This window comes from Coxiella endosymbiont of Ornithodoros amblus, assembly GCF_019425495.1.
Lineage (GTDB): Bacteria > Pseudomonadota > Gammaproteobacteria > Coxiellales > Coxiellaceae > Coxiella.
The window spans coordinates 1-22,862 of sequence record NZ_VFIV01000010.1 but is presented as its reverse complement, the minus strand read 5'-3'; the positions used below and the strand labels follow the sequence as shown (position 1 = coordinate 22,862).

Sequence of the window (22,862 nt, the reverse complement as noted above, 5' to 3'; positions counted from 1 at the left end):
ATCTTCACAGCCAACTCGGGAAGATGTTCGATGTCCCTTCAAACTATATCGTAAAGGTTTTCCAAAACCTATTGGATTCGGCAGGCTCTCAGACATTGCGAAATCTGGCTAACTATGATACATGGCGTATATGAAAAAATAACTTTAATTCGCCCGGACGATTGGCATTGTCATCTCCGCGATGGATCTCATCTCCCACGGACCGTCCCAGACATTGCTACTCAATTTCATCGAGCCATTGTAATGCCAAACCTTGTACCGCCGATCACGACTGTCCAACAAGCAAAAGCGTACTATGATCGCATTAAAGCGCACGTTCCTAAATCCAGTAACTTTGAACCGCTGATGACACTTTATTTCACCGAATCAACCCCACAACAAGAAATCAAAGCCGCAAAACGATCAGGAATTATTGTCGCCTGTAAACTTTATCTCGCGGGCGTCACCACTCATTCTCAAGCCGGGATAAAAAATCTCCAAGCGATTTATCCGCTGTTGGAAACGATGCAATCGGTCGATTTACCGCTTTTAATTCATGGAGAGGTTGTTGATTCCGTAGTCGATATTTTTGACCGTGAAGCGGTTTTTATTGAACGAGAGCTCCTGCCTTTAGTAGAAACATTTCCTAAACTTCGCATTGTCTTTGAACACATTTCTACTAAAACTGCTGTTGATTTTGTTTTAGAGGCTCCTTCTAAACTTGGCGCAACTATTACGCCGCATCATTTGCTATTCAATCGAAATGATCTACTGAGCGGCAGCATCCGACCTCACTATTATTGCCTTCCTATCTTAAAAACCAGCGAAGACCAAATGGCCTTAATTCAAGCAGCTACCAGCGGTAACCCAAAATTTTTTTTGGGCACCGATAGTGCACCCCATTCACAAAAAAAAAAACAATCTATTTGCGGCTCCGCGGGTATTTACAATGCGCCCGCGGCTGTTGCGCTTTACGCAGAAATTTTCGCGAGCCAAAATGCTCTGGATAAATTAGAGGCTTTCGCCAGTCGTTTCGGCGCAGAGTTTTATGGGTTACCACTAAATAACAGCCAAATTACGCTCATCCATCAACCCTGGCAGGTCGCAAAATCGCTCCCTTTTGGCAATGAACACGTTGTGCCACTTTTTGCGGGCCAAACCTTGCAGTGGCAGATTCAATCCCATGAACACAAATAACAATAAAATTTATTCCCTCAAGGATCGCTTTAGCGGATACCTCCCTGTCGTTGTCGATATTGAAACGGGCGGACTCGAGCCGCTTAAAAATCCGTTACTCGAGATCGCCGCTGTTTTAGTTGAAGTGAACCAGGAAGGGCAATTGTGTCAGGGAGAACTATTCGCTTGCCATGTTCTCCCTTTCGAAGGTGCTGCATTAGATCCAGCGTCTTTAGAAATCACGCGCATCGATCCTTATCACCCTTTCCGATTTGCAGTAGATGAAAAAAAAGCATTGCAAGATTTATTTGCTTTTATTGAAAAGGCTGTTAATGTCACCCAGTGCCGCCGCGCTGTGCTCGTCGGCCATAATGCGCATTTCGATTTGACTTTTATTCAAGCTGGCATGAAGCGCTGCAAGCTAAAAAAATCGCCTTTTCACGCATTCACTTGCTTTGATACCGCCACTTTAGCCGCTATTGTCTTTGGTAAGACTGTCCTGGCCAAAGCATTACGCGCAGCCAATCTTCCTTTTGACAAAAAAGAAGCTCATTCAGCTATTTATGACGCAAAATGTGCTGCTGAACTATTTTGTAAGATTAGCAATCAAATCGATGGGCGTCTTAAAAAAACCGAGTAGCTAATCTCCCGGTATTACCAAGAGCTTGTCTTAGAAGATTAATTCTCTACCGTTCGGGAACAGTCATCGCTGCCGGCGCTTCCATTTCTATCGATGAAGCCGATGCTTCTTGTAAGGATCCTAAAGAACTTTTTAATGCGATTCTTTTTCACATCTGTTTCTTGGATTTTTTCAGGGCACCTTTTTCGCTTGAATTCTTTATTAAGACTGAACCCTTAACAGTGCTGGTTCCCGCTTCCAACAAACCCATTTCATAAGCACTCCTGACTACTTTTTCAATTTCTCGTTGATAAAGATTCTGTAACTTTTCCATCTCCTTTTCATAAACCTTTAATTGCCTCCTTAAAGCAACAACTTCTCTTTCTGAGCTTGTTTTTGGCATGATGTTCTCTCCATTTAGAAAAAATACCAGAACAAGTACAACAAAATTAAAAAACGGCAACAGTATTTCTATCGCCGTTTCTGCTTTTATTTAAGTGATAATTATAAGTTGTCAGCGTTTTCCGCTAAATATTTAGCAACTCCGTCTGGAGAGGCTTGCATAGCGGGATCACCTTTCTTCCAGTTAGCCGGGCAGACTTCGCCGTGCTCCTCCGTAAATTGTAACGCATCGACCAAACGCAGAAGCTCGGGGATGCTACGTCCAAGTGGCAAATCGTTCACGATTTGCGAACGCACAATACGCTGTTTATCAATTAAAAATACGCCGCGTAAAGCAACACCACCCACGTGTTCAACCCCGTAACTACGGCAAATACTATGGGTAACGTCAGAAGCCAATGGATAACGCACCGGACCGATGCCTCCTTTTTCAATAGTGGTATTACGCCAAGCATTATGGGTAAACTGGGAATCAATGGAAACGCCAATCACTTCCACTCTGCGCTTTTGAAAGTCTGCAATTGTTTTATCTAAAGCAATTAATTCCGACGGGCAAACAAATGTAAAATCAAGAGGATAGAAAAATACTAACCCGTATTTATTCTGGATAGCCTCTGCTAAATTAAAATTTTCTACGATATCACCATTAGCCAAAACCGCTGGGACCGTAAAGTCAGGCGCTTCCCGGCCTACTAAAACAGCCATAATAACCTCCGAATTTCAAAATAGCACTAATTTAGTGCTATACTAAAGGATTGTTAAATAAGCCTTTCAGAAAAATACCTTGGATAGCATCAAGAAGAAAACACCCCCCGACACTTAAAATAAGCACCCAAACATCTCTCTGAAAATCTATAGAAATTCAACCTATAATCGGGTATTGTGCGAAAGTCAAGATAAATGAAAAAAGGAGGAACCTCTAATGGCTTTTGAATTACCGGATTTGCCCTACAAACTCAATGTACTGGAACCGCATATCTCTCAAGAAACGCTCGAATATCACCACGGAAAACACCATAGAGCTTATGTCAATAAACTCAACAAACTTATCAAAGGCACCCCTTTTGAAAAGGAATCTCTGGAAGAAATTATTCGAAAATCCGATGGCGGAATCTTCAATAATGCAGCACAACATTGGAACCATACATTTTATTGGCACTGTATGAGCCCTGATAGCGCTGAAGATCCCTCTGGTGAATTAGCTTCAGCTATTGACAAAACTTTTGGATCTTTAGACAAATTTAAATCGCTTTTTACCAACTCCGCAAATAATCATTTCGGCTCGGGATGGGCTTGGCTCGTTAAAGATAAAAATGGCAAATTAGAAGTCTTAAGCACTGTCAACGCTCAAAATCCCATGACTGAAGGCAAAAAACCACTAATGACTTGTGATGTTTGGGAACACGCCTATTACATCGATACCAGGAACGACCGCCCCAAATACGTTAATAATTTTTGGCAAGTGGTCAATTGGGATTTTGTGATGAAAAACTTCAAGTCCTAACATGACCATTAACGTTATTATTAATGGAATTAATGGCAAAATGGGCCGGTTGGTAAAAGAAAACATCACGGCCCAACCTGATTTTGAACTAGTGTCTGGAACCGGTCGCCAAAACGATTTAGTGAAAACTATTCAAACCACTCATGCGGATGTTGTCATCGATTTCACAACGCCTCAATCGGTATTTCACAACGCCGAAATTATTGTTCAATCCGGGGCAAGACCTGTTATTGGCACGACGGGACTGACGTTAGAACAAATCGCTCTTTTAGATAAACGATGCCGTAATAAAAAGCTCGGCGCAATTGTGGCTCCTAATTTTTCTGTCGGTGCGGTGTTAATGATGAAATACGCAAAAGAAACAGCGGGCTATTTTCCCGACGTAGAAATTATTGAAATGCATCATTCCCAAAAAATTGATGCCCCCTCAGGAACAGCCATCAAAACCGCGCAGATGATAGGCGAAATGCGACCTTCAAAAAAAGAGGAACCTTTTAAAGACCACGCTCGCGGCGAAATAAAAAACGGTATCCCCATCCACTCCATACGCCTCCCCGGTTTATTCTCCCATCAATCTGTGATCTTCGGCAGCAATGGAGAAACACTCACCATCCGCCACGACGGCATGGATCGCAATTGCACCATGCCAGGAATTTTCCTAGCTTGTCGTAAGGTGATGGAGTTGGATTATTTGGTTTATGGGTTAGAAAAAATTTTATAGGCCGAAAACAAGGAAAAAGTATAGTCTGCGTCTTAGAGTAATTGGTTTAAAGTACCCTCTTAGTAGAAATGCTCATAGCCTTTGCAAATGATGCGGTTTTAATCGTTAGGCTTTTAAAAATAAGGAAGCTAATCATGAGCCTTTACGATTGGATCAAGGCTACTATCTTCTTATATTCATTCAGAAAAATGGATGAAGTTCTAAAACACCTTCGTGAGAATGTTGGAATCACTTTTTTTCATTTCGCAAGACGATTTACTGACGGACGTTATTTTAAATTAACCACTGATCAATAACGTGGCTTAGAATATGTAACTAAATATGCTAAATATGATACTTTTGTTACAAATAAGGAGTTCGCCCAAGACATTTGGACGTGTAGTGATGGAATATATGAAAAGATGGAACGAGAAATGCATGAAGTTAGAACAAAGAAATTCAAAATCCCTCTGAGAGTTAGTTTTATCCAGAAAAGTGACACGACTATTGTGACTCCAATTCTTATAGCTCCAATTTATTAGAGAAAGGTCTCTCTCATCTTTTAGTAAATTAGTAAATACTAGAATTATTAAACTACTTGATTTTGAAAAAATTTTCTTAACGACATTAATTATTTAATACCACACTATAACGACAAAAAGACTGCTTCCTTTGAGGTAAGCAATAAGATTCCATAAATCAGGATGCTTTAACAAAGCGTGAGTATGATATCCTTCACTTCATGAAACTTGATTTTACTGTTTGTGAAGTATCCAAGCTCTTAGCTATTACAGAGGGAAGCATAAAAAAATCTAATTGACCGTTTGAAGGAAAATTTAACTGTCGGGCACACGCACAATTATTTGTGCTGGAAATCGTTAAAAAAACTGTCTTAAGCACAAATGCTTAAAACTCTTTATTCAATAATTTCTCAATTTCCTTTTCGATATCTTGAAGCGCTTTAAAACCTACACTTATGCTATTTGATAGACTTATAAAACCATGAATCATGCCCTCGCATTCATTGAACCTTACTGGTACGTCTACTTTTTTTAATTTCTGTGCATACAAACACACTTCATCTTTAAGAACGTCAAACTCAGCAGCTAAAATGAAAGTTGGTAGTAGATCGTTAAAATCTTCGTGAAAAATGGGCGAGAGCTGCGGATCTGATCGATTTTTTTAGGACTCATACAGTGCCGCATAACATCACTGTAATGTGTTCTGAATCAAAGTATAATCTTCCTCATAAAATTGGTGCGAAAGGGTAGCACAAGTAAAATCAAGTATAGGATAAATCAGAATTTGGAGATCAATGCTAAAAGGTGGACTTCGCTGCAATATAAGCCTTTTTTAACGCAGCTAAAATTACGACCCGCACTATATAAACAACCAATCGTCCGTACTGAGGTTTAAATCGTGAGATATATTAGGCTGAACTCAACACATAGCTTTCAGGCAATCTTCTAAAGCCGCGAAAAATTTATGGTTGGGTGCTAATCGATAGCCTATGCAATAATTGTGCATTCTGATACAGCGCTTAGTTTTCTGCAATCGTGATCATATCCATCCAACGTGTCTAAGACAAAACCACCTCCTAAAAAAAGAATCACCACTTTGGACTGGTGCATCGGAGTATAAAATAGAAATAACCCCCCTCATCGATTTCTATAACGGCTTCCCTTAGCTGACACGTATTTTTAAGATGCTTAGAGAAACAATATAGCTTTTTTAAAGCTCATGAGCCTCAATAATAGTAAGTTTATTAATATCCATCCTGGATTCAGTGTGTCTTTTTAGAAACTCTTTAGCTTCTGGATTCAGAGGCATATAAGCACACCCTGAAGAAAATTTAAATAAATTGACGCCCAATGGTCGGTTTTTCAAGCGGCAACAAATATTCGCTATTCTCTAAAATTACAAGCCTACTATCTTTAATTATTAGCGCGCAGCGGAGATGCGGATTTCACACTTAAAAGATGATCCTGTTTTCCCCAAATAATTAGGGTTGGTACTGAAATTTTAAGCGAATTTTCCAGGATAGTGGCATCTGCAAAAACAATTTTAGTAATTCTTTGTAAGCGTTCTTTATAAGATCTGTAAAATTTCAGTAAATAACTTCTCCTTTCTAACTTCACCGGGTAAGCTTCATAGAAAAGCAATTTCATTTCCTCATGAAATTCATCGGAAATTAAGGGCATGCAAGGATTCGTATTAATTCGTTTTATTATCTGACACAGAAGAGAGAAGGGATCAAGTAGGCCGAATAGGGCACCAATAAAAGCTAATGAATGAACTTGAGCTGGATATTTTTCTGTGTAGAGTGCGGCAATCGTTCCTCTCATTGAATTGGCTGCAATATTTAAAGATATACATGTTCAATCGGTAAGCAAAGCGATTCAGAAAATTGACTTCTTGGTTCAAGAGGAAAGCCCTGATTTTTCCCATATCCGGCTAAATCTGGTGCGACGACATTAAAACGCCTTTGACAAAGGGTTAACATCATTTTGTACCATTACCCTTTTACACCCAAAAGACCGTGTATCAGTAAATTCTTTTTTTTAGCAAACTTTCATTGCATTGAAAATATATAGATAGCATGCCCAGAGATGGTTACCAGTTTATATCGAATTTGAAAAATCTAAAGTTTGATAGTTTCTAAAAGCAATTATGTTTGAAACAGATAATTCGAAAATTAGGTGAAAAATAAGAGCTAGCGTCATAAATATACACCTAAATCAATCTTGCTTAATTCTCATATTATTATTATTTTCAAAAGAACTAAATATGATAATCGACATACTTTATTTACCTGATTAATGTTAATCTCTCCGGCTAATCTCACACAGATGGCCTACTGATGTCATCACAATATCATAATTAGAAGGTCTTAAAAGGAGACGAAGAATCATTGAAAATGAACCAGAAAGGAAGACTGTAATGGATAAGGTAGAATTAGAAGAAAATCTATTGAGAGGGAAGGCATTGATTAAACGGATGGCTCAAGAGTTTCTTGAAGACCGATTAAGTATTGGAGCCAGCTGAGAGAATATTCGTCGCTTAACTACTCATATTATCGTTTTTGAACATGAAGTAGAACAGCGATAAAAGAAAAAGACCACATAGGAAACAAAGAGGATTCCTGTTATGAGCGATATCAATAAATTCCATTTTGGATAAAAGAGCTTCTCCGGAGACAAGAAGAGGAAAACACATTAAGCACCCAGAAGAATAAAGAATCTAAGAAAATACATTGACCGAAATTTTTACCAACAAAACGATATTATATAGGTAAATTATACTCCGATGTTTCTAACAAATGGTGAATTAGAAATTGCGATTTTGCTAACAAGGTCAACGTTACAAGGCTATCGCTAGGCGGCTGTCCTTACCCGTTCATACCATAGAATTTTATATTCAAAATATAAAATTAAAATTCCATTGCCAAAAATAAAAAATTCTTAACCGCCGCATTAGAGAAAATTGAGATTGTTCTAAAATTTAACCTGCCCTAAAGTTAAAAGGCGAATTCTAAGTCGTTTTGCCAATTAACTCTGACCACCTTCCCGCGAGCCCATCTGCTGTCCTGGATTTCCATGTCTTCAGCCGTGAAGCGTTCTATTCTTTTCTATTTCGGTAGACAGCCTACGCACGGGAACAACGGGCATTTTTACATCATGTGCAACCGCGGTTTTATCCATTATTAACGCTAAGTCAAATAAAGATGGAAAAGTTATGTCAATAACCGTATATGAGCTCTAAAAAAACCGCACCCATTATTGTATAAAAATTTCCATTTCTTTAGCGATTGGATACCAACGTAAATCTAATCCGCGCGCGGCTTTGACTTCATCAAGTCGGTTAATGAGTTGCTGGTGAGGTGCGTTGCGCAATAGGTCGGGGGTGGTTTTAATTTCTGTCAGGATTTTTCCCATCGCTTCGATAAAATGATCTAAAGTTTCTTTACTCTCAGTTTCAGTAGGCTCAATCAATAAACATTCTGGCACTAATAGTGGGAAATAAATCGTTGGTGCGTGGAAACCGTAATCGAGTAAGCGTTTAGCAATGTCAAGCGCCGTTACGCCGTAAGCGCGGGTTAATGGTTTTAAGGTAATAATAAATTCATGCGAAGCACGTCGGTTGGGGAAAGCGAGCGTGAATCCAAGTTGTTCTAATCGTTTCATTAAATAATTAGCATTTAAGGTGGAAAATTCAGCAATACGTGATAAACCTTTTTTTCCGAGCAGGCGTAAATAAATATAAGCACGCAATAATACACCTGCGTTTCCCATAAAGGCGGATAATCTCCCAATAGTTTTAGGACATTCTTTTTCCGTTAACCAATCGTAACCCTCTTTATTTTTCCCAACCATGGGAACGGGCAGAAATTCAGAAAGCCGGGGCCCAGCCGCTACCGGTCCTGCGCCGGGGCCACCGCCACCGTGGGGCGTGGCGAAGGTCTTATGCAAATTTAAATGCATGACGTCAAAACCCATATCGCCCGGACGGTATTTCCCTAAAATAGCATTTAGATTTGCGCCGTCGTAATAGAGTAATCCGCCGGCATCGTGAATGATTTTTGCAACTTCTGAAATTTGTCTTTCAAACACGCCTAAGGTTGAAGGATTTGTCAGCATAATACCTGCTGTTTTAGTGCCTGCTATTTGCCTTAGTTTTTCGAGGTCGATGTCGCCGTCTTTAGTGGTAGAGATTTCCTTTACGGTGAAACCGCACATCGCCGCTGAAGCGGGGTTGGTACCGTGCGCCGCATCAGGCACAATCATTTCAGTACGATCGTAATCACCGCGATTTTCGTGATAAGCTTTAATCATGGCAACACCAGCGAATTCTCCTTGCGCGCCAGCCATTGATGTCAACGAAATTTTTTCCATCCCGGTAATTTCGGTTAGCATTGTTTGTAACTCATAAAGACATTGTAAAAAAGTCTGGCTCTGAGGAACCGGAGATAAAGGATGACGTTTTAAATAACCCGGTAATGAAGCTAAACGGTTAGCGGCACGGGAGTTGTATTTCATCGTGCAGGAACCTAAAGGGTAAAAGTGGGTATCGATTGAAAAATTCTGCGTGGATAAACGCGTAAAATGGCGGACAACTTCCAACTCGGATAATTCGGGGAGGTGGGGCGTATCGCGACGCAATAAACTCGCAGGAATATCACTAGAATCCATTTTATCTGCAATAGCGTGCGCTAATGTTCGCCTATTTTTTCGAGATTTTTCAAAAATGAGCATTTATATTTTTACCTTTTAATTCTTCTTCTTACAAAGAGGCAATTATTCCCTTATTTCACTTCATACGGGCTATTTTCTTTATTGAATGGAACGTAAGGCGTTTTCATAATCCATTAAATCATCGTCGGTTTTTGTATCGGTAACGCAAATTAATAAGCAATTACCTAATTTCGGATAATGGTTTTTCAATGAAAATCCTGCTTGAATGCCTTGTTCGGCCATGACGGCCAGAACCTTTTCCACAGGTTTTTCTAAACGAACAACAAACTCATGAAAAATGGGACTTGAAAAAACGGGCGACACCCCTTTTACTACCGACAAACGTTGAAAGAAATTGCGTGATTGAGTATGCGAAGCTAACGCTACCTCTCGCAAACCCGTTGCTCCTAACAGGCTTAAATAAATAGTTGCAGCAACCACAGCCAATCCTTGGTTAGTGCAAATATTAGATGTCGCTTTTGAGCGGCGAATATGTTGCTCTCGCGCTTGTAACGTTAGCGTAAACCCTTCCCGCCCCTTTTTATCGACAGTCCTGCCTGCAATTCTTCCCGGTAACTGCCGAACATAGTCTTTTTTACAACACATAAATCCGAAATAGGGTCCGCCTGAAGCCAGTGGCACACCAAGAGGCTGTCCTTCGCCACAAACAATATCTGCCCCTTTTTGCCCCCATTGACCTGGCGGCTTTAACAAAGCCATGGCCATAGGATTAACGCTGGCAATGACTAAGAGATCGTTCGTGTGGGCCCAATCCGTTAACGCATCGACGGCTTCCAGGCAGCCAAAAAAATTAGGCTGAGGAATAACAATGGCTGCTACTCCCTCTGCATTTTCTGCCCTTAACAATTCTAAATTAACTACACCTATCGTAGGGTCAAAAGGAATTATTTCGACATTAATTTTTTGTTGCTCAACAATTGAGGATAAAACTTTGTGATAAAAAAGATTGACGCTCGCTGGGACCAAAATACGTTGTGCTTTCCCTCGTTTAATGCGCACAGCCATTAAAGCCGCTTCTGCAAGAGCACTGGCTCCGTCATACAATGAGGCATTGGAAACCTCCATGGCCATTAATTCCGCCATCATTGTTTGATATTCATAAATTAATTGTAAACTGCCTTGACTCGCTTCAGCTTGGTAAGGGGTATAAGCCGTGTAAAACTCACCGCGAGTGGCGATTTCCCAAACGGCTGCTGGAATGTGATGCTCATAAGCGCCCGCGCCAATAAAACATATTTGTTTGTTAGATTCACGCTTCTCCATCAGTCGAGTGATCCCCGCTTCGTTTAATCCTGTTGGAACTTGCTGGATATTAGCTAAGGCAGAAGGAATTTCATCAAATAATTGGTCGATACTTTTCGCGCCGATAGCAGCGAGCATTTTTTCGACATCATCAGGCGTGTGGGGAATAAAAGGCATTTTTAAGATTCTGCTTCAATTAAAGTTTGATAATCATCAGCATCTAATAAATCATTTAATTCCTTTTCGTCATCAATGGTTATACGATACAACCAACCATCCCCATAGGGATCATGATTCACCATTGCTGGTTCGTTTTCCAAGGCGTTGTTAATTTCGATAACTTTGCCGCTGAGGGGAGAATAAACCTCGGCGGCTGTCTTTACCGATTCCACTACAACCACTTCATCACCAGCGTCTACGTGAATATTCATTTCGGGTAATTCAACAAATACTAAATCACCCAATTGCTCCTGAGCGTGATCGGTAATGCCAACAGTAAAAGTTTCGCCGCTTTCTTTTCTCAGCCATTCGTGGTTTTTGCTGTAATATAACTCAGCTGGAAATTCTGCCATTGCCTTCTCCTCAAAATGTTTTTTTACCACGTCGAACAAAGGGCGGTTTAATTATTTTTACAGGAATTTGTTTACCGCGACGCTCCACAGTTGCTTTTTCCACTTCTCCAACAGGTACGCGAGCCAATGCAATGGCGTGACCCAATGTAGGAGAAAAACTGCCGCTGGTAATTATTCCTTCCCCATCCTCTGTCAACCAAACTTTTTGCTGATTGCGTAATACACCTGGTTCTTCCATCACTAAACCGATAAGCCGTTCTTTGAGATTCTCGTCTAATTGTTTTTCCAAGGCGCGCCGACCTACAAAATCGTGATCCACGTCGTTCCAGTTCCAGGACACCGTCCAGCTGAGATTGGAAATTAAGGGAGAAGTCGTTTCGTCCATATCTGTCCCATATAAATTTAAACCGGCTTCTAAGCGCAAGGTATCGCGTGCTGCTAAACCACAAGGTTTCACTCCCTGATGAACGAAGAGCCCCCAAAGATCCGTCGCTCGAGAGGCGGGGACAATTATTTCAAGCCCATCTTCACCCGTGTAACCTGTTCGGGCTATTTGCAAATCTTGCGCCGGTGATGAAATAAATTGGAAAGGTTTAAGGGCTTCCAATTGCGCATACAGCACTTCATCAAAAATGAATTTAGCCGCAGCGATGGCTTGTGGGCCTTGAACGGCAAGAATACACATTTCAGGGCGTTCAGAAATTGAAACCTTATACCCAGCGCCTTTTTCTTTTATCCAAGCGATGTCTTTATCTCGCGTTGCAGCGTTCACTACCAACCGATAACCCATCGGTGCCACTCGATAAACAATAAGATCATCGATAATGCCGCCTTGTATATTAAGCATACAGGTATACAAAGCGCGTCCGACGTGACTGAGTTTTGCAACATCATTGGCTAAAAGATAACGCAAAAAAGCAGTAGCGCCTTCACCCTCAAGGTCAATAACGCCCATGTGAGACACATCAAAAATTCCCGCTCGTTGGCGCACTTGGTGATGTTCTTCAATTTGTGATCCATAATACAAAGGCATTTCCCACCCGGCGAAATGGACAAAGTGGGCTTTCGCTTTAGCGTGTTCTTCGTAAAGGGGTGATTGTCTTGTCATATAGCTAGAGATTATAAGGGAAGAGGAGCGCTCATGCCAAGAAAATACCTCGCCATTCATACATAGCAGCCCGTATTGCGCTTCGCTACATACGGGCTATAAAAAACCCCGCCTAGTTGCGGGGTTTTTTACTTTCCTGAGTGCAAGGCTTACATCATGCCGCCCATTCCTCCCATGCCACCCATGTCACCACCGCCAGGCATCAACTCCTCTTTTTTCTTAGGAACTTCTGTTACCATACATTCGGTAGTAATCATAAGGCCAGCGATAGAAGCTGCGTTTTGCAAGGCGGTGCGGGTCACTTTAGTTGGGTCAAGAATACCCATCTCAATCATGTCACCGTATTCACCCGTCGCTGCGTTATAACCATAATTAACCTCTTTATGATTCAAGACCTTGTCAGCAACAACGGCTGCTTGAACACCAGTGTTTTTCACGATTTGAGAAAGTGGGTAGGCCATCGCACGGCGAGCAATTTCCACGCCAACGTGTTGGTCTTCATTCTCAACTTCCACTGAATCAAGCGATTTAAGAACGCGGATTAAAGCAACACCACCACCCGGCACAACGCCTTCTTCGACAGCTGCGCGTGTCGCATGCAAGGCATCTTCCACGCGGGCTTTTTTCTCTTTCATTTCAACTTCAGTTGCAGCGCCCACTTTAATAACTGCGACACCACCGGCTAATTTTGCCAGACGTTCTTGTAATTTCTCTTTATCATAGTCTGACGAGCTACTTTCTATTTCTTTTCGGATTTGCTCTACGCGGTTTTTAATGTCACTGGTATCACCAGAACCATCAATAATGGTGGCGTCATCTTTAGTGACAACAACGCGTTTAGCAGAACCTAAATCATCCAAAGAAGCGGCTTCAATGGACAATCCAACTTCTTCAGAAATAACCTTACCGCCAGTCAAAACAGCAATATCTTGCAGCATTGCTTTACGACGATCGCCAAAACCAGGTGCTTTTACAGCCGCGACTTTAACAACACCGCGAATATTATTAACTACTAATGTCGCTAAAGCTTCGCCTTCGATATCTTCGGCAATCACCAATAATGGTCGACCAGACTTTGCTACGCTTTCTAACAACGGAATGAGTTCACGAATATTAGAAATCTTCTTGTCAACCAATAAGATAAACGGATTTTCAAGCTCCGCACTCATGTTTTGTTGGTTGTTGATAAAGTATGGGGACAAGTAACCGCGATCGAACTGCATACCTTCAACTACTTCAAGGGCGTTTTCAAGGCCAGAGCCATCTTCTACCGTTATTACGCCTTCTTTGCCGACTTTCTCCATCGCTTCCGCAATAATATCTCCAATCAACTTATCCGAATTCGCGGAAATGGTGCCTACCTGCGCAATCGCTTTCTGGTCTTTGCAAGGCTTGGAAATTTTCTTCAATTCAGCTACCGCTGCCGCTACGGCTTTATCAATACCCCGTTTCAAATCCATGGGGTTCATTCCAGCAATAACGGCTTTGATGCCTTCAACCAAAATCGCTTGAGCCAATACGGTCGCTGTCGTAGTACCATCGCCCGCATCGTCTGATGTACGCGAAGCTACTTCTTTGACCATTTGAGCGCCCATATTTTCAAATTTGTCTTCCAACTCAATTTCCTTAGCTACGCTCACGCCGTCTTTAGTAATAGTTGGCGCGCCAAATGATTTATCCAAAACGACATTGCGACCTTTTGGTCCCAACGTCACTTTTACCGCGTTGGCCAAAACTTCCACCCCACGACTCATTGCGTGTAATACCTCGTGGGAAAATTTTAAAACTTTTGCAGCCATTTTTTACCTCTCTTTCCTCTGTCAGTTATTTTTCAATCAGGCCCATAATGTCATCTTCTCGCATGACGACATATTCGTCTCCAGCCAGCTTGACTTCGGTGCCTGCGTATTTGCCAAACAAAATTTGGTCGCCCACTTTGACATCCAAGGAACGGACCTCACCGTTATCCAACGGTTTACCTGGACCTACTGAAATGACTTCACCCCGAGAAGGTTTCTCTGCGGCAGAGTCTGGGATGACGATGCCGCCCGCAGAAGTGCGTTCTTCTTCAAGGCGACGGACCACCACTCGATCGTGTAATGGACGTATTTTCATATTTAACCCTCTCCATTTATTTGTAAAATTACCAAGCTCAATAACATGAGCGACAATCATTAATTCATATAAGGTCAGGCGATGAAAATTCAAGGGCGATTTTTAATTTTTTCGTCATTAACATGGCCAACTGCGCCTCGACCGACTTCTGTCGCACTTTCGAATGTGTTAAGCTCAAGCCCAAAATTGGCTGCGAGGTAACGATGGTGAATTCATTAAAAACATGGTGTGAATTAACTGCTGGTAGTAAAACCTACTACTACCATAGTTTAAAAGCGGCGGAAAACGCGGGTCTTTCAAACATTCATCGCCTTCCTTACTCACTCAAAATTTTATTGGAAAACCAATTACGACATGAAGATGGAAAAACAGTCACTCAAACGCATATTGAAGCGTTCGCTCACTGGCTGAAAGATAAACATTCCAATCGTGAAATCGCTTATCGACCCGCCCGAGTCTTAATGCAAGATTTTACCGGCGTTCCCGCCGTGGTCGATTTAGCCGCGATGCGCGATGCGATGGCGCGCATGAAAGGGGATCCAACCAAAATCAACCCTCATTGCCCTATTGATCTTATCATCGACCATTCCGTACAAGTGGATGAATTCGGCAACGAAGAGGCCCTTCGAGATAACGTACACATTGAAATGGAGCGCAACCACGAACGATATAGCTTTTTGAAATGGGGACAACAAGCGTTTCGTCACTTTCAACTAGTGCCGCCAGGCACTGGTATTTGCCATCAAGTGAATTTGGAATACCTCGGCCGCGGCGTGTGGTCTAGCCAACAAAACAGTGAGTGGTTTGCTTATCCCGACACGCTGGTCGGAACCGATAGTCACACGACCATGATCAACGGACTGGGTGTTTTGGGATGGGGCGTCGGGGGCATCGAAGCCGAAGCTGCTATGCTAGGACAGCCTATCTCCATGCTGATCCCTGAAGTCATTGGTTTTTATCTTTCTGGTCAATTACGCGAAGGCATTACAGGCACTGACCTCGTTTTAACTGTGACTCAAATACTGCGTCAAAAGGGAGTAGTGGGAAAATTCGTTGAATTCTACGGCCCCGGTTTAGCGGAGCTTTCTCTGGCTGACCGAGCGACTATCGGCAACATGGCCCCTGAATATGGCGCCACTTGCGGACTTTTCCCTATCGATGCCGAAACGATTAAATATTTAGAATTAACCGGCCGAGACGCTGAAGCGATCGAACTCGTCAAGGCTTATTCAAAAGCGCAAGGCACTTGGCACGACGAAAATACCCCCGAACCTATTTTCTCAGACACGCTATCCCTTGACCTTTCAACCGTCGAACCAAGTCTCGCTGGCCCAAAACGCCCCCAAGACCGTGTTCCCTTAGCGAAGTTAAAGAAAACCGTCGAGGGTGTTATTGCGACAGCTGGGCGTGATCAAGAACTCGATCACTCTTTTCAAAGTACTGGAGATTTTGATCTTCATCATGGTGATGTCGTGATCGCCGCCATCACCAGTTGTACGAATACCTCCAATCCCAGCGTAATGCTCGCCGCAGGTTTGCTTGCAAAAAACGCGGTGGCAAAAGGGCTTCAAAGAAAACCCTGGGTTAAATCATCGCTAGCGCCAGGATCCAAAGTGGTTACAGATTATTTGCATAAAACAGGATTAATTAATTATCTTGAAAAGCTTGGCTTTTATCTCGTCGGCTATGGCTGCACAACTTGTATTGGCAATTCGGGACCCTTGCTCAAGACGGTGGCTAAAACGGTGACGGAAAATGATCTTATTGTGTCATCCGTTTTATCCGGCAATCGTAATTTTGAAGGTCGTATTCATCCGTTAGTTAAAACGAATTGGTTAGCATCACCACCGCTGGTGGTTGCTTTTGCCCTTGCTGGCACAACGCGCATTGATCTTACTAAAGATCCGCTGGGTCATAACGATCGTGGAGAACCTATTTTTTTAAACGATATCTGGCCATCGAACGGAGAGATTGCAAAAACGGTGATGCAAGTTCGCAATGATATGTTCCACAAAGAATACGCCGACATACTCGAGGGAGACGAAGAATGGCAGCGTATTCATGTGTCTACCGGAGATACTTTCAGTTGGCAAGCGAATTCCACTTATGTGAAAAATCCCCCTTTCTTTGAAAACATGAGTGCGAAACCCAAGCCTTTAAGAAATATTATTGACGCACGTATTTTAGCTATTTTAGGGGACAGTGTAACGACTGATCATATTTCTCCCGCGGGCGCCATTAAAGCGGATAGTCCGGCCGGTAAATATTTAATTGAGCATGGTATCGACATTAAAGATTTTAATTCATATGGCTCTCGCCGCGGTAATCACGAAGTATTGATGCGCGGGACGTTTGCCAACATTCGTATTCGTAATGAGACGTTATCGAAGGTGGAAGGCGGATTTACAAAACATTTTCCGGATGGGGAACAGCTTTCCATTTACGACGCTGCGATGAAGTATCGCAGTGAGAATATTCCGTTGGTGGTGATCGCGGGTAAAGAATATGGTACCGGTTCTTCGCGCGATTGGGCCGCCAAAGGTCCGCGTCTATTGGGCGTTAAAGCGGTGGTGGCGGAAAGTTTTGAGCGTATCCATCGTTCTAATTTAGTCGGTATGGGTGTGTTGCCGTTGGAATTCAAAAATGGCAATAATCGTCATTCTTTAAAATTAGAAGGAAACGAAGTGATTGATATCACCGGATTGGAAAATGATTTAAAGCCTGGAGGCGATGTTATTATGACAGTTAAGCGAAAAAATGGAACTATTGAGAAAATTCCATTGCATTGTTGTATCAATACACAAAATGAATTGGTTTATTACCAGCATGGTGGGATTTTACAGTTTGTTTTACGCCAAATGTTGAGATCTTGTTAACGAAGCCACCTCTCCCATTTTTTAGCTATAATTTTTAAATTATAAAAATAAAAATTTAGGGACGAGAGGGGGAATTGAGGCTTCTGCCCCTTACCACCCCCATCATTCAGGTGTATTGGTGAATGACGTTTTTCTTTTTGATCTCGGAGAAGAAGCTTTTTAACTCATCAGCCAAAATACATATTGATTACCCATTCACATCCCGACCATGCCTTCTTCGTACGCGAGCCTAAAAAGGATTATACTATTGACACGCCCATCTTCGCCCCAAAAAATTTCAAAGGAAAAATTTATGAGTTAAGGCGCTCACCCAACCAAAATCATTTGATTCCTATGAAATCATGCCCATTCCCACTCATCATAGCCAAAAAGTCAATTCACAAGCTTATCTAAATAAAAAAGGGAAAGAGAAATCTTATATACCGGTGATATGATCTGGATTAAATTAAAGAATACCATCACTTATTAGAAAATTTATATCTGGTGATTACCGAAGAAAGTTTTATTCAAAAAGGGAGACGAATACGACGACATGAAGAATCTAAAAAGATCTAGGCCCATACCGGCATTCCTAATTTTTAAATTTTTTAAAACTCACACAAGTCATTTAATTTTTGTGCATTTTGGCAGTTGGTTTTATCAGAATATACCTAACACCAGAAAAAACTAATCACCCTTGGAAAGAAACAGGGTATTAATGTCCATGTTGGACATGATGCTATTATGATGATGGATACTAAAAATTTAGAATAAAATTTATTTAAATAACCACCATGTTTCCACTGCTCACTCAGCAACGACCTTTTTTACGCGCCAGAGTCGAGGGCTCAGTCATTGAATGACACGTGAAAGAGCCCGCCAGTTGTTCACTTTGTTGTCGAAGTGTGTTTAGATAAGTCGATGATTCGTCCATTAATAACTCTTTTGGTTTTGCTTTTTCTTCCAATTTATGCGCCATCGGAGGAGCCTGTGCCGATTGATGAGGCATTCCAATTTAGTGCGATGGCTAAGGATTATCAGACAGTAATTGGCCTATGGAACATCAAGCCAGGCTTTTACCTGTACCGAAATCACATTCACTTTTCATCGCTTAGATCGGCCGATTATCTCGGGGAGCCCCTCTGGCCTCGCATTGAGACTATCAAAGACTATCCTGGCATTTGAAAATTGCTGGTATATCAAGGCCAATTAAGGATTTCGGTCCCAGTGATTAAAGCAATGGATCAAATACTTTATTTGAAGGTCGATTATCAAGGCTGCTCCGAAAAAGGGTTTTGTTATCCCCCGACCACAAAAACAGTGGCTATTGATTTAGCTGGAAATTATATACACCCTGTAGTGCCTTTAGCGATCGATATTGCGCCCGGCAAAACGCCTAGACCCAAAGCAGCACCGCCCATTACCCAACAAGATCGAGTTACCCAGCTTATGACACATAAGAATTTATTTTTTGTTTTATTGAGTTTTTTTGGTTTTGGTTTTCTGCTTTCTTTTACACCATGCGTGCTGCCAATGATTTCGGTGTTATCCGGCATCATCGTGGGTCAGCAAAAATACCATAAACGCGCTTTTGGTTTATCCTTGATATATGTACTGGGAATGGCAATCACCTACGCAATAGCTGGCGTTATTTTCGGTTTTATCGGGAGCATGGTGCAAGCTACCTTCCAAAATCCCTGGGTTATTGGATTGTTTAGCTTATTATTCATTGTCATGGCCTTGTCACTTTTTGGCTTATACGACCTTCAACTTCCGCAGCGATGGCAGACACGGCTCGCGCGAGCCAGCGATCGACAAAAACACGGAACTTATCTAGGAACCGCGTTAATGGGTACTTTATCCACGCTTATTTTATCGCCTTGCATCACGCCGGCCCTCGTTGGAGTCCTCGGTTATATAAGCCATACCGGCAACGCATCCTTAGGGGGCATTGCTTTGTTTACGATGGGGCTCGGGATGGGCGCGCCGTTGTTACTTCTCGGCGCTTTTAGCCGAAAATGGTTTTACCCAAGGCCGGTCCATGGATGACGCTCATCAGACACATCCTGGGTGTCTTGATGCTAGCTGTCGCCGTTTGGCTTTTAGCTCGCATCTTACCGGGAACGGTAATGATGTTTCTCTGGGAAGCCCTCGCTGTTGTCTCAGCCATTATTCTTGGCGCGCTCTCCACTACGCAAACGAAAATGCAAAAAATCGGAAAAACCTTCGGATTATTTCTTCTAGCCTACGGTATTGTGCTGGCAACCGGCGGCCTTTCAGGAAACACTAACCCGCTACGTCCTGTTTCCCTTGCATTTTTACCAGAGAAAGGAAAAGGGCCTTCTTTCACCGCCGTTTACACACTCCCTGACGTTGAGCATCAATTAAAAATTGCCACGACAAAAGGCCAATCGATGATGATTGATTTCTATGCTGATTGGTGTATTTCTTGCAAACAAATGGAGCAATTTACTTTCGCTAACCAAAATGTGCAAAAAGCGATAGCTAGCTTTCGTCTACTCCGGGCCGACGTTACTCGCAATGATCATGGAAGTACGCTGCTAGAAAAACATTTTGGCGTGGTCGCTCCCCCCACAGTTCTTTTCCTGGATCCTCACGGCAAAGAAATCCCCAACTCCCGCATCGTCGGCGAAATGTCGGCTTCTCAATTCTTAAAGCATCTGAAAAATTTGCGCAGTTAACGAACTTACTATTTCAGGCTGGAAGGTACACACTACCCTCTGCCAATTTTCCTTTCTTTTCTTCTTATCTATTTGGTTGTGCTTGAAGTGGTAAGCTTATTTGCTAATGACAATTGTGGAGACTGCTTTAGGTACTCGAGGTAGACTTTTGCGCTTATATCCTGTTCCTTTTTGTAAATGATTTTCCAACGCTTGTTTTATACCTTTTTCATATTCAGCCACTTTAATAAGCACTTCTTTTATGTCGTCCAGTTCTGGACAAGCATATTGCAATAATAACGCTTGTAATACACCGGAAATTTTTTGCTGATCCTGATCCCCCAATTTATTATAGTTATCCAATAATGGTTGGACTATATCAAAAGAGATGGCTTTGGTAGCCCTGAATCGGAAGCTTTATTTCCGCTATATTTAAGCTAGTAGTCTCAGACTCTCTTATTGCCCTCGTTTTATTAGCTTGCAGTTGAAAAACCATTCAATGTTAGCGTCATAAAATAGATCCCAGCCGATAAAGGATCTAATATCTTAACCAACTCAACTCCGATTGAACTGCTGATGAATAGCTACTATTGTTCCAAAGCAGCTCTCACCTTCTCCAGCCATTAAAGTTTCAAATTCGACTGGAGAATAAAAGTATTTTAAAAAATGGAGAATCCGCAGGAATCTTGCTTCTCGCTCGTAACAAAAAATTTAGAAACAATCCTCAAAAATTCGCAAAACGAATCAAACTCAACACGCCAATTTCTATCTCTAATAATGAACTACTACTTTCCTACTCCTACGAAAATCAAAGTAATCTTCGGCTAATTTTAAAGAAGGGAAGTCATGTGGGTGCTTGGGCAAAAAATAAATTTCTGGACAAGTTGATCAAACTGGGTGCGATATTCCATGGGATATTTTTTCACAGATAGCCGCCCAAATTTCCATCTGTAAATAATCCTGAGGACGTCCATCCGTATTCTGGCAGAGTATTTTAAAAACCTCCCAAACAAGATTTTCTCCGGCTGAAGTTTCAGCTACAATGATTTAGTCTCCTCTCCCGAGGAAAGAATCTATTGAGTAACGTTCGTAAATCATTTGATTAATGTTATGCAAGCTTTTGTATTTCTACATTCTATAGCCGCTTTTTTAGCCAATCGTTAATTTCTTTAGGCAGCGTTGGCCTAGTATTGACTCTTCATCCTTTGCAACGGACAGATCTTTCAATTTTGACTTCAAAAAATCAACTCGATCATGTCGAATTGGCGATTCACATCGCTACCGTTTTCCAAAAATAATAGCCTGTTCAAGCTCTTCATTTCTGTATCAGTATCTGCTTAGGCGGGGTGGAATGAGCAGCAATGATTTTAAGGGCGCGTCCCGATTAATAAATTTCTCGTTTTTTCTCCTTGAAAAGGACGCTTCTGATCGAGCTGCAATAAATATTTTAATGTAGGATCATCGATATAGGAGTGTAATGATATCTTTAAAAAAAGCGTTTGCCCATGGATGTCAGCAAGCACTTCAAGGTCTTTGACGGTGCTCAATAACCATTTTTTATAGTTTCCCATCGAGAATTCTGGGCCTCCAAATAGGCTAAATTAAGTTGGTAGATTTATTTTTGGCAGGCAGTCGCCCATTTTTATTTAATAATTTTAAGGAGGCACACCGTTCACTAAGCTTTCCAGTGGATACCAAAAATTGTAACGCTGAACACTCCCTCCAAAAAAGTCCTAAATTAAAGGGCTGCTTAAGAATTTCCACAATCGATTCCAGATATTTTTTTACAATCTCTTGTCTTTGACAATTAATCGTCTATAACTTTAAAAATTTTATCTACAATATCGGTTTCGATTGACCTCCCTGTTTATCTTGAATGGAATAAGTTGTTTACTGCAGTATAACGGGCTCATGACCAGCTCGCGGAATAAATTACAAATTTTTCATAGTTATCGAGAATACGCTTCCTACAATCCATCAAATGATCCATCACAAACTTTTTTAAACTGGTCATCCGAATCCATTAGATGCCTGTATACTCCGAAATGCTTATACGCTAAGAATTTATTGATGGGTTTTTGAAAGAAGTTTCCAGAAAAGAGGAATTCTTTATTTTTTCTATATTTTCCAAATCCCCGTTTCGACAAGCTCTCTCACAGGCTTCGAAGGGGATGGGGTCTGCCAAGTCATCACATGAAACTATTTGCTTTAATATATCGGACTTAAATTATACCACTCTGAGAATTAAAACTATACGATTGAGGCATAAAAAAGACCCCCGGGAGGCAAATATCTTTGCCTATCGTAGGCCTTCTTTTGGGATCTTTATACTTTTTTTGGACGGTGTATTAAGATTCTAGGCTGCTCCCAGGTTTTTATCTGTAAGTTAACTTATGAACATTACGTGAGTGTTTTCCAAACAGGTGCTTATAAAATTCTCGATGATTTGCCTTGATCTGCGTCGAATAAGACGATAACTTCGCAAATATAGACAATTTCAATAACCTCCAGCACAATAAGCCACGACCATTTATTACCCACAAGTGGTAAAGACTAAAACTAGACCCCGTCGTTCCCGTGCGTGGGCCGTCTACTGACAGACAAAGAATCGAGGGCTTTCACAGCCGAAGTCACGGGAGTCCCGGCTAAAAGGCTAA

General features: G+C 41.7%; 16 protein-coding genes and 6 pseudogenes. 9 read left to right on the top strand and 13 right to left on the bottom strand.

Going from position 1 to position 22,862, the window contains the following annotated elements:
• Window positions 1-121: 121 nt before the first annotated feature.
• Window positions 122-1,176 (top strand): annotated as a pseudogene (gene pyrC / locus FIV31_RS02480) (dihydroorotase).
• Window positions 1,163-1,795 carry a ribonuclease T gene (gene rnt, locus FIV31_RS02475; protein ID WP_280123685.1) on the top strand — a complete coding sequence of 211 codons (633 nt, stop codon included), beginning with the start codon at window positions 1,163-1,165 and terminating at the stop codon, window positions 1,793-1,795. The pseudogene pyrC and the gene rnt overlap by 14 nt, the downstream one beginning before the upstream one ends.
• Window positions 1,796-1,841: 46 nt before the next feature.
• Here rnt and FIV31_RS02470 read toward each other — a convergent pair.
• Window positions 1,842-2,221, bottom strand: a pseudogene (locus FIV31_RS02470) (hypothetical protein).
• 57 nt (window positions 2,222-2,278) lie between these two features.
• On the bottom strand, window positions 2,279-2,881 hold the full coding sequence (locus FIV31_RS02465; protein ID WP_280123684.1) for a peroxiredoxin: 603 nt from the start codon (window positions 2,879-2,881) through the stop codon (window positions 2,279-2,281).
• A gap of 217 nt (window positions 2,882-3,098) precedes the next feature.
• Here FIV31_RS02465 and FIV31_RS02460 point away from each other — a divergent pair, with 217 nt between their 5' ends.
• Both FIV31_RS02460 and dapB read left to right on the top strand, forming a co-directional pair.
• Window positions 3,099-3,680, top strand: coding sequence for a superoxide dismutase (locus FIV31_RS02460; RefSeq protein ID WP_280123683.1), 582 nt, complete (start codon window positions 3,099-3,101; stop codon window positions 3,678-3,680).
• Between the two features lies 1 nt (window position 3,681).
• Window positions 3,682-4,401 (top strand): 4-hydroxy-tetrahydrodipicolinate reductase, encoded by a 720-nt coding sequence (dapB, locus tag FIV31_RS02455; RefSeq protein WP_280123682.1) that lies wholly within the window; start codon window positions 3,682-3,684, stop codon window positions 4,399-4,401.
• A gap of 885 nt (window positions 4,402-5,286) precedes the next feature.
• Here the strand turns inward: dapB and FIV31_RS08440 are convergent.
• The 8 genes and pseudogenes from FIV31_RS08440 to FIV31_RS02420 form a co-directional block, all read right to left on the bottom strand.
• Window positions 5,287-5,547: pseudogene (locus tag FIV31_RS08440) on the bottom strand (alpha/beta hydrolase fold domain-containing protein); the annotation flags it as partial.
• A gap of 767 nt (window positions 5,548-6,314) precedes the next feature.
• Entirely contained in the window at window positions 6,315-6,740 is a 426-nt protein-coding gene (locus FIV31_RS02450) for a serine aminopeptidase domain-containing protein (RefSeq protein WP_280123690.1), read from the bottom strand.
• Window positions 6,741-8,156: 1,416 nt separating this feature from the next.
• Complete coding sequence (gene gcvPB / locus FIV31_RS02445; RefSeq protein WP_280123681.1) at window positions 8,157-9,632, bottom strand: aminomethyl-transferring glycine dehydrogenase subunit GcvPB; 1,476 nt, start codon at window positions 9,630-9,632, stop codon at window positions 8,157-8,159.
• A 78-nt stretch (window positions 9,633-9,710) separates the two neighbouring features.
• Window positions 9,711-11,051: an aminomethyl-transferring glycine dehydrogenase subunit GcvPA gene (gene gcvPA / locus FIV31_RS02440; RefSeq protein ID WP_280123680.1), complete on the bottom strand. Its 1,341-nt coding sequence runs from the start codon at window positions 11,049-11,051 to the stop codon at window positions 9,711-9,713.
• A 2-nt stretch (window positions 11,052-11,053) separates the two neighbouring features.
• Window positions 11,054-11,446, bottom strand: coding sequence for a glycine cleavage system protein GcvH (gene gcvH / locus FIV31_RS02435; RefSeq protein ID WP_280123679.1), 393 nt, complete (start codon window positions 11,444-11,446; stop codon window positions 11,054-11,056).
• A 10-nt stretch (window positions 11,447-11,456) separates the two neighbouring features.
• Entirely contained in the window at window positions 11,457-12,554 is a 1,098-nt protein-coding gene (gcvT, locus tag FIV31_RS02430) for a glycine cleavage system aminomethyltransferase GcvT (RefSeq protein ID WP_482765962.1), read from the bottom strand.
• A 149-nt stretch (window positions 12,555-12,703) separates the two neighbouring features.
• Complete coding sequence (gene groL, locus FIV31_RS02425) at window positions 12,704-14,353, bottom strand: chaperonin GroEL (protein ID WP_280123677.1); 1,650 nt, start codon at window positions 14,351-14,353, stop codon at window positions 12,704-12,706.
• Between the two features lie 25 nt (window positions 14,354-14,378).
• Complete coding sequence (locus tag FIV31_RS02420; protein WP_267257114.1) at window positions 14,379-14,669, bottom strand: co-chaperone GroES; 291 nt, start codon at window positions 14,667-14,669, stop codon at window positions 14,379-14,381.
• Between the two features lie 122 nt (window positions 14,670-14,791).
• Between FIV31_RS02420 and acnA the strand changes: the two genes are divergently transcribed.
• Complete coding sequence (gene acnA / locus FIV31_RS02415; protein ID WP_280123676.1) at window positions 14,792-17,545, top strand: aconitate hydratase AcnA; 2,754 nt, start codon at window positions 14,792-14,794, stop codon at window positions 17,543-17,545.
• A 73-nt stretch (window positions 17,546-17,618) separates the two neighbouring features.
• A pseudogene (locus FIV31_RS02410) lies at window positions 17,619-18,298 on the top strand (MBL fold metallo-hydrolase).
• Between the two features lie 37 nt (window positions 18,299-18,335).
• On the opposite strand, the gene FIV31_RS02405 reads toward FIV31_RS02410, so the two are convergent.
• Window positions 18,336-18,503 (bottom strand): hypothetical protein, encoded by a 168-nt coding sequence (locus FIV31_RS02405; protein ID WP_280123675.1) that lies wholly within the window; start codon window positions 18,501-18,503, stop codon window positions 18,336-18,338.
• Here FIV31_RS02405 and FIV31_RS02400 point away from each other — a divergent pair.
• From FIV31_RS02400 to FIV31_RS02390, 3 genes and pseudogenes are all read left to right on the top strand, one after another.
• Window positions 18,446-18,793, top strand: a pseudogene (locus FIV31_RS02400) (protein-disulfide reductase DsbD N-terminal domain-containing protein); the annotation flags it as partial. The gene FIV31_RS02405 and the pseudogene FIV31_RS02400 sit on opposite strands and share 58 nt — an antisense overlap.
• A 180-nt stretch (window positions 18,794-18,973) precedes the next feature.
• Window positions 18,974-19,573, top strand: coding sequence for a cytochrome c biogenesis protein CcdA (locus FIV31_RS02395; RefSeq protein ID WP_341873959.1), 600 nt, complete (start codon window positions 18,974-18,976; stop codon window positions 19,571-19,573).
• The gene (locus FIV31_RS02390) at window positions 19,570-20,226 is read left to right on the top strand and encodes a thioredoxin family protein (RefSeq protein ID WP_280123674.1); all 657 of its coding nucleotides are present in this window, start codon (window positions 19,570-19,572) and stop codon (window positions 20,224-20,226) included. Before FIV31_RS02395 ends, FIV31_RS02390 begins: the two co-directional genes overlap by 4 nt.
• A gap of 64 nt (window positions 20,227-20,290) precedes the next feature.
• On the opposite strand, the pseudogene FIV31_RS08435 reads toward FIV31_RS02390, so the two are convergent.
• A pseudogene (locus FIV31_RS08435) lies at window positions 20,291-21,376 on the bottom strand (Dot/Icm T4SS effector CetCb6); the annotation flags it as partial.
• Between the two features lie 196 nt (window positions 21,377-21,572).
• Window positions 21,573-21,776, bottom strand: a complete 204-nt coding sequence (locus FIV31_RS02380; RefSeq protein ID WP_280123672.1) for a hypothetical protein — start codon at window positions 21,774-21,776, stop codon at window positions 21,573-21,575.
• Window positions 21,777-22,862 lie beyond the last annotated feature (1,086 nt).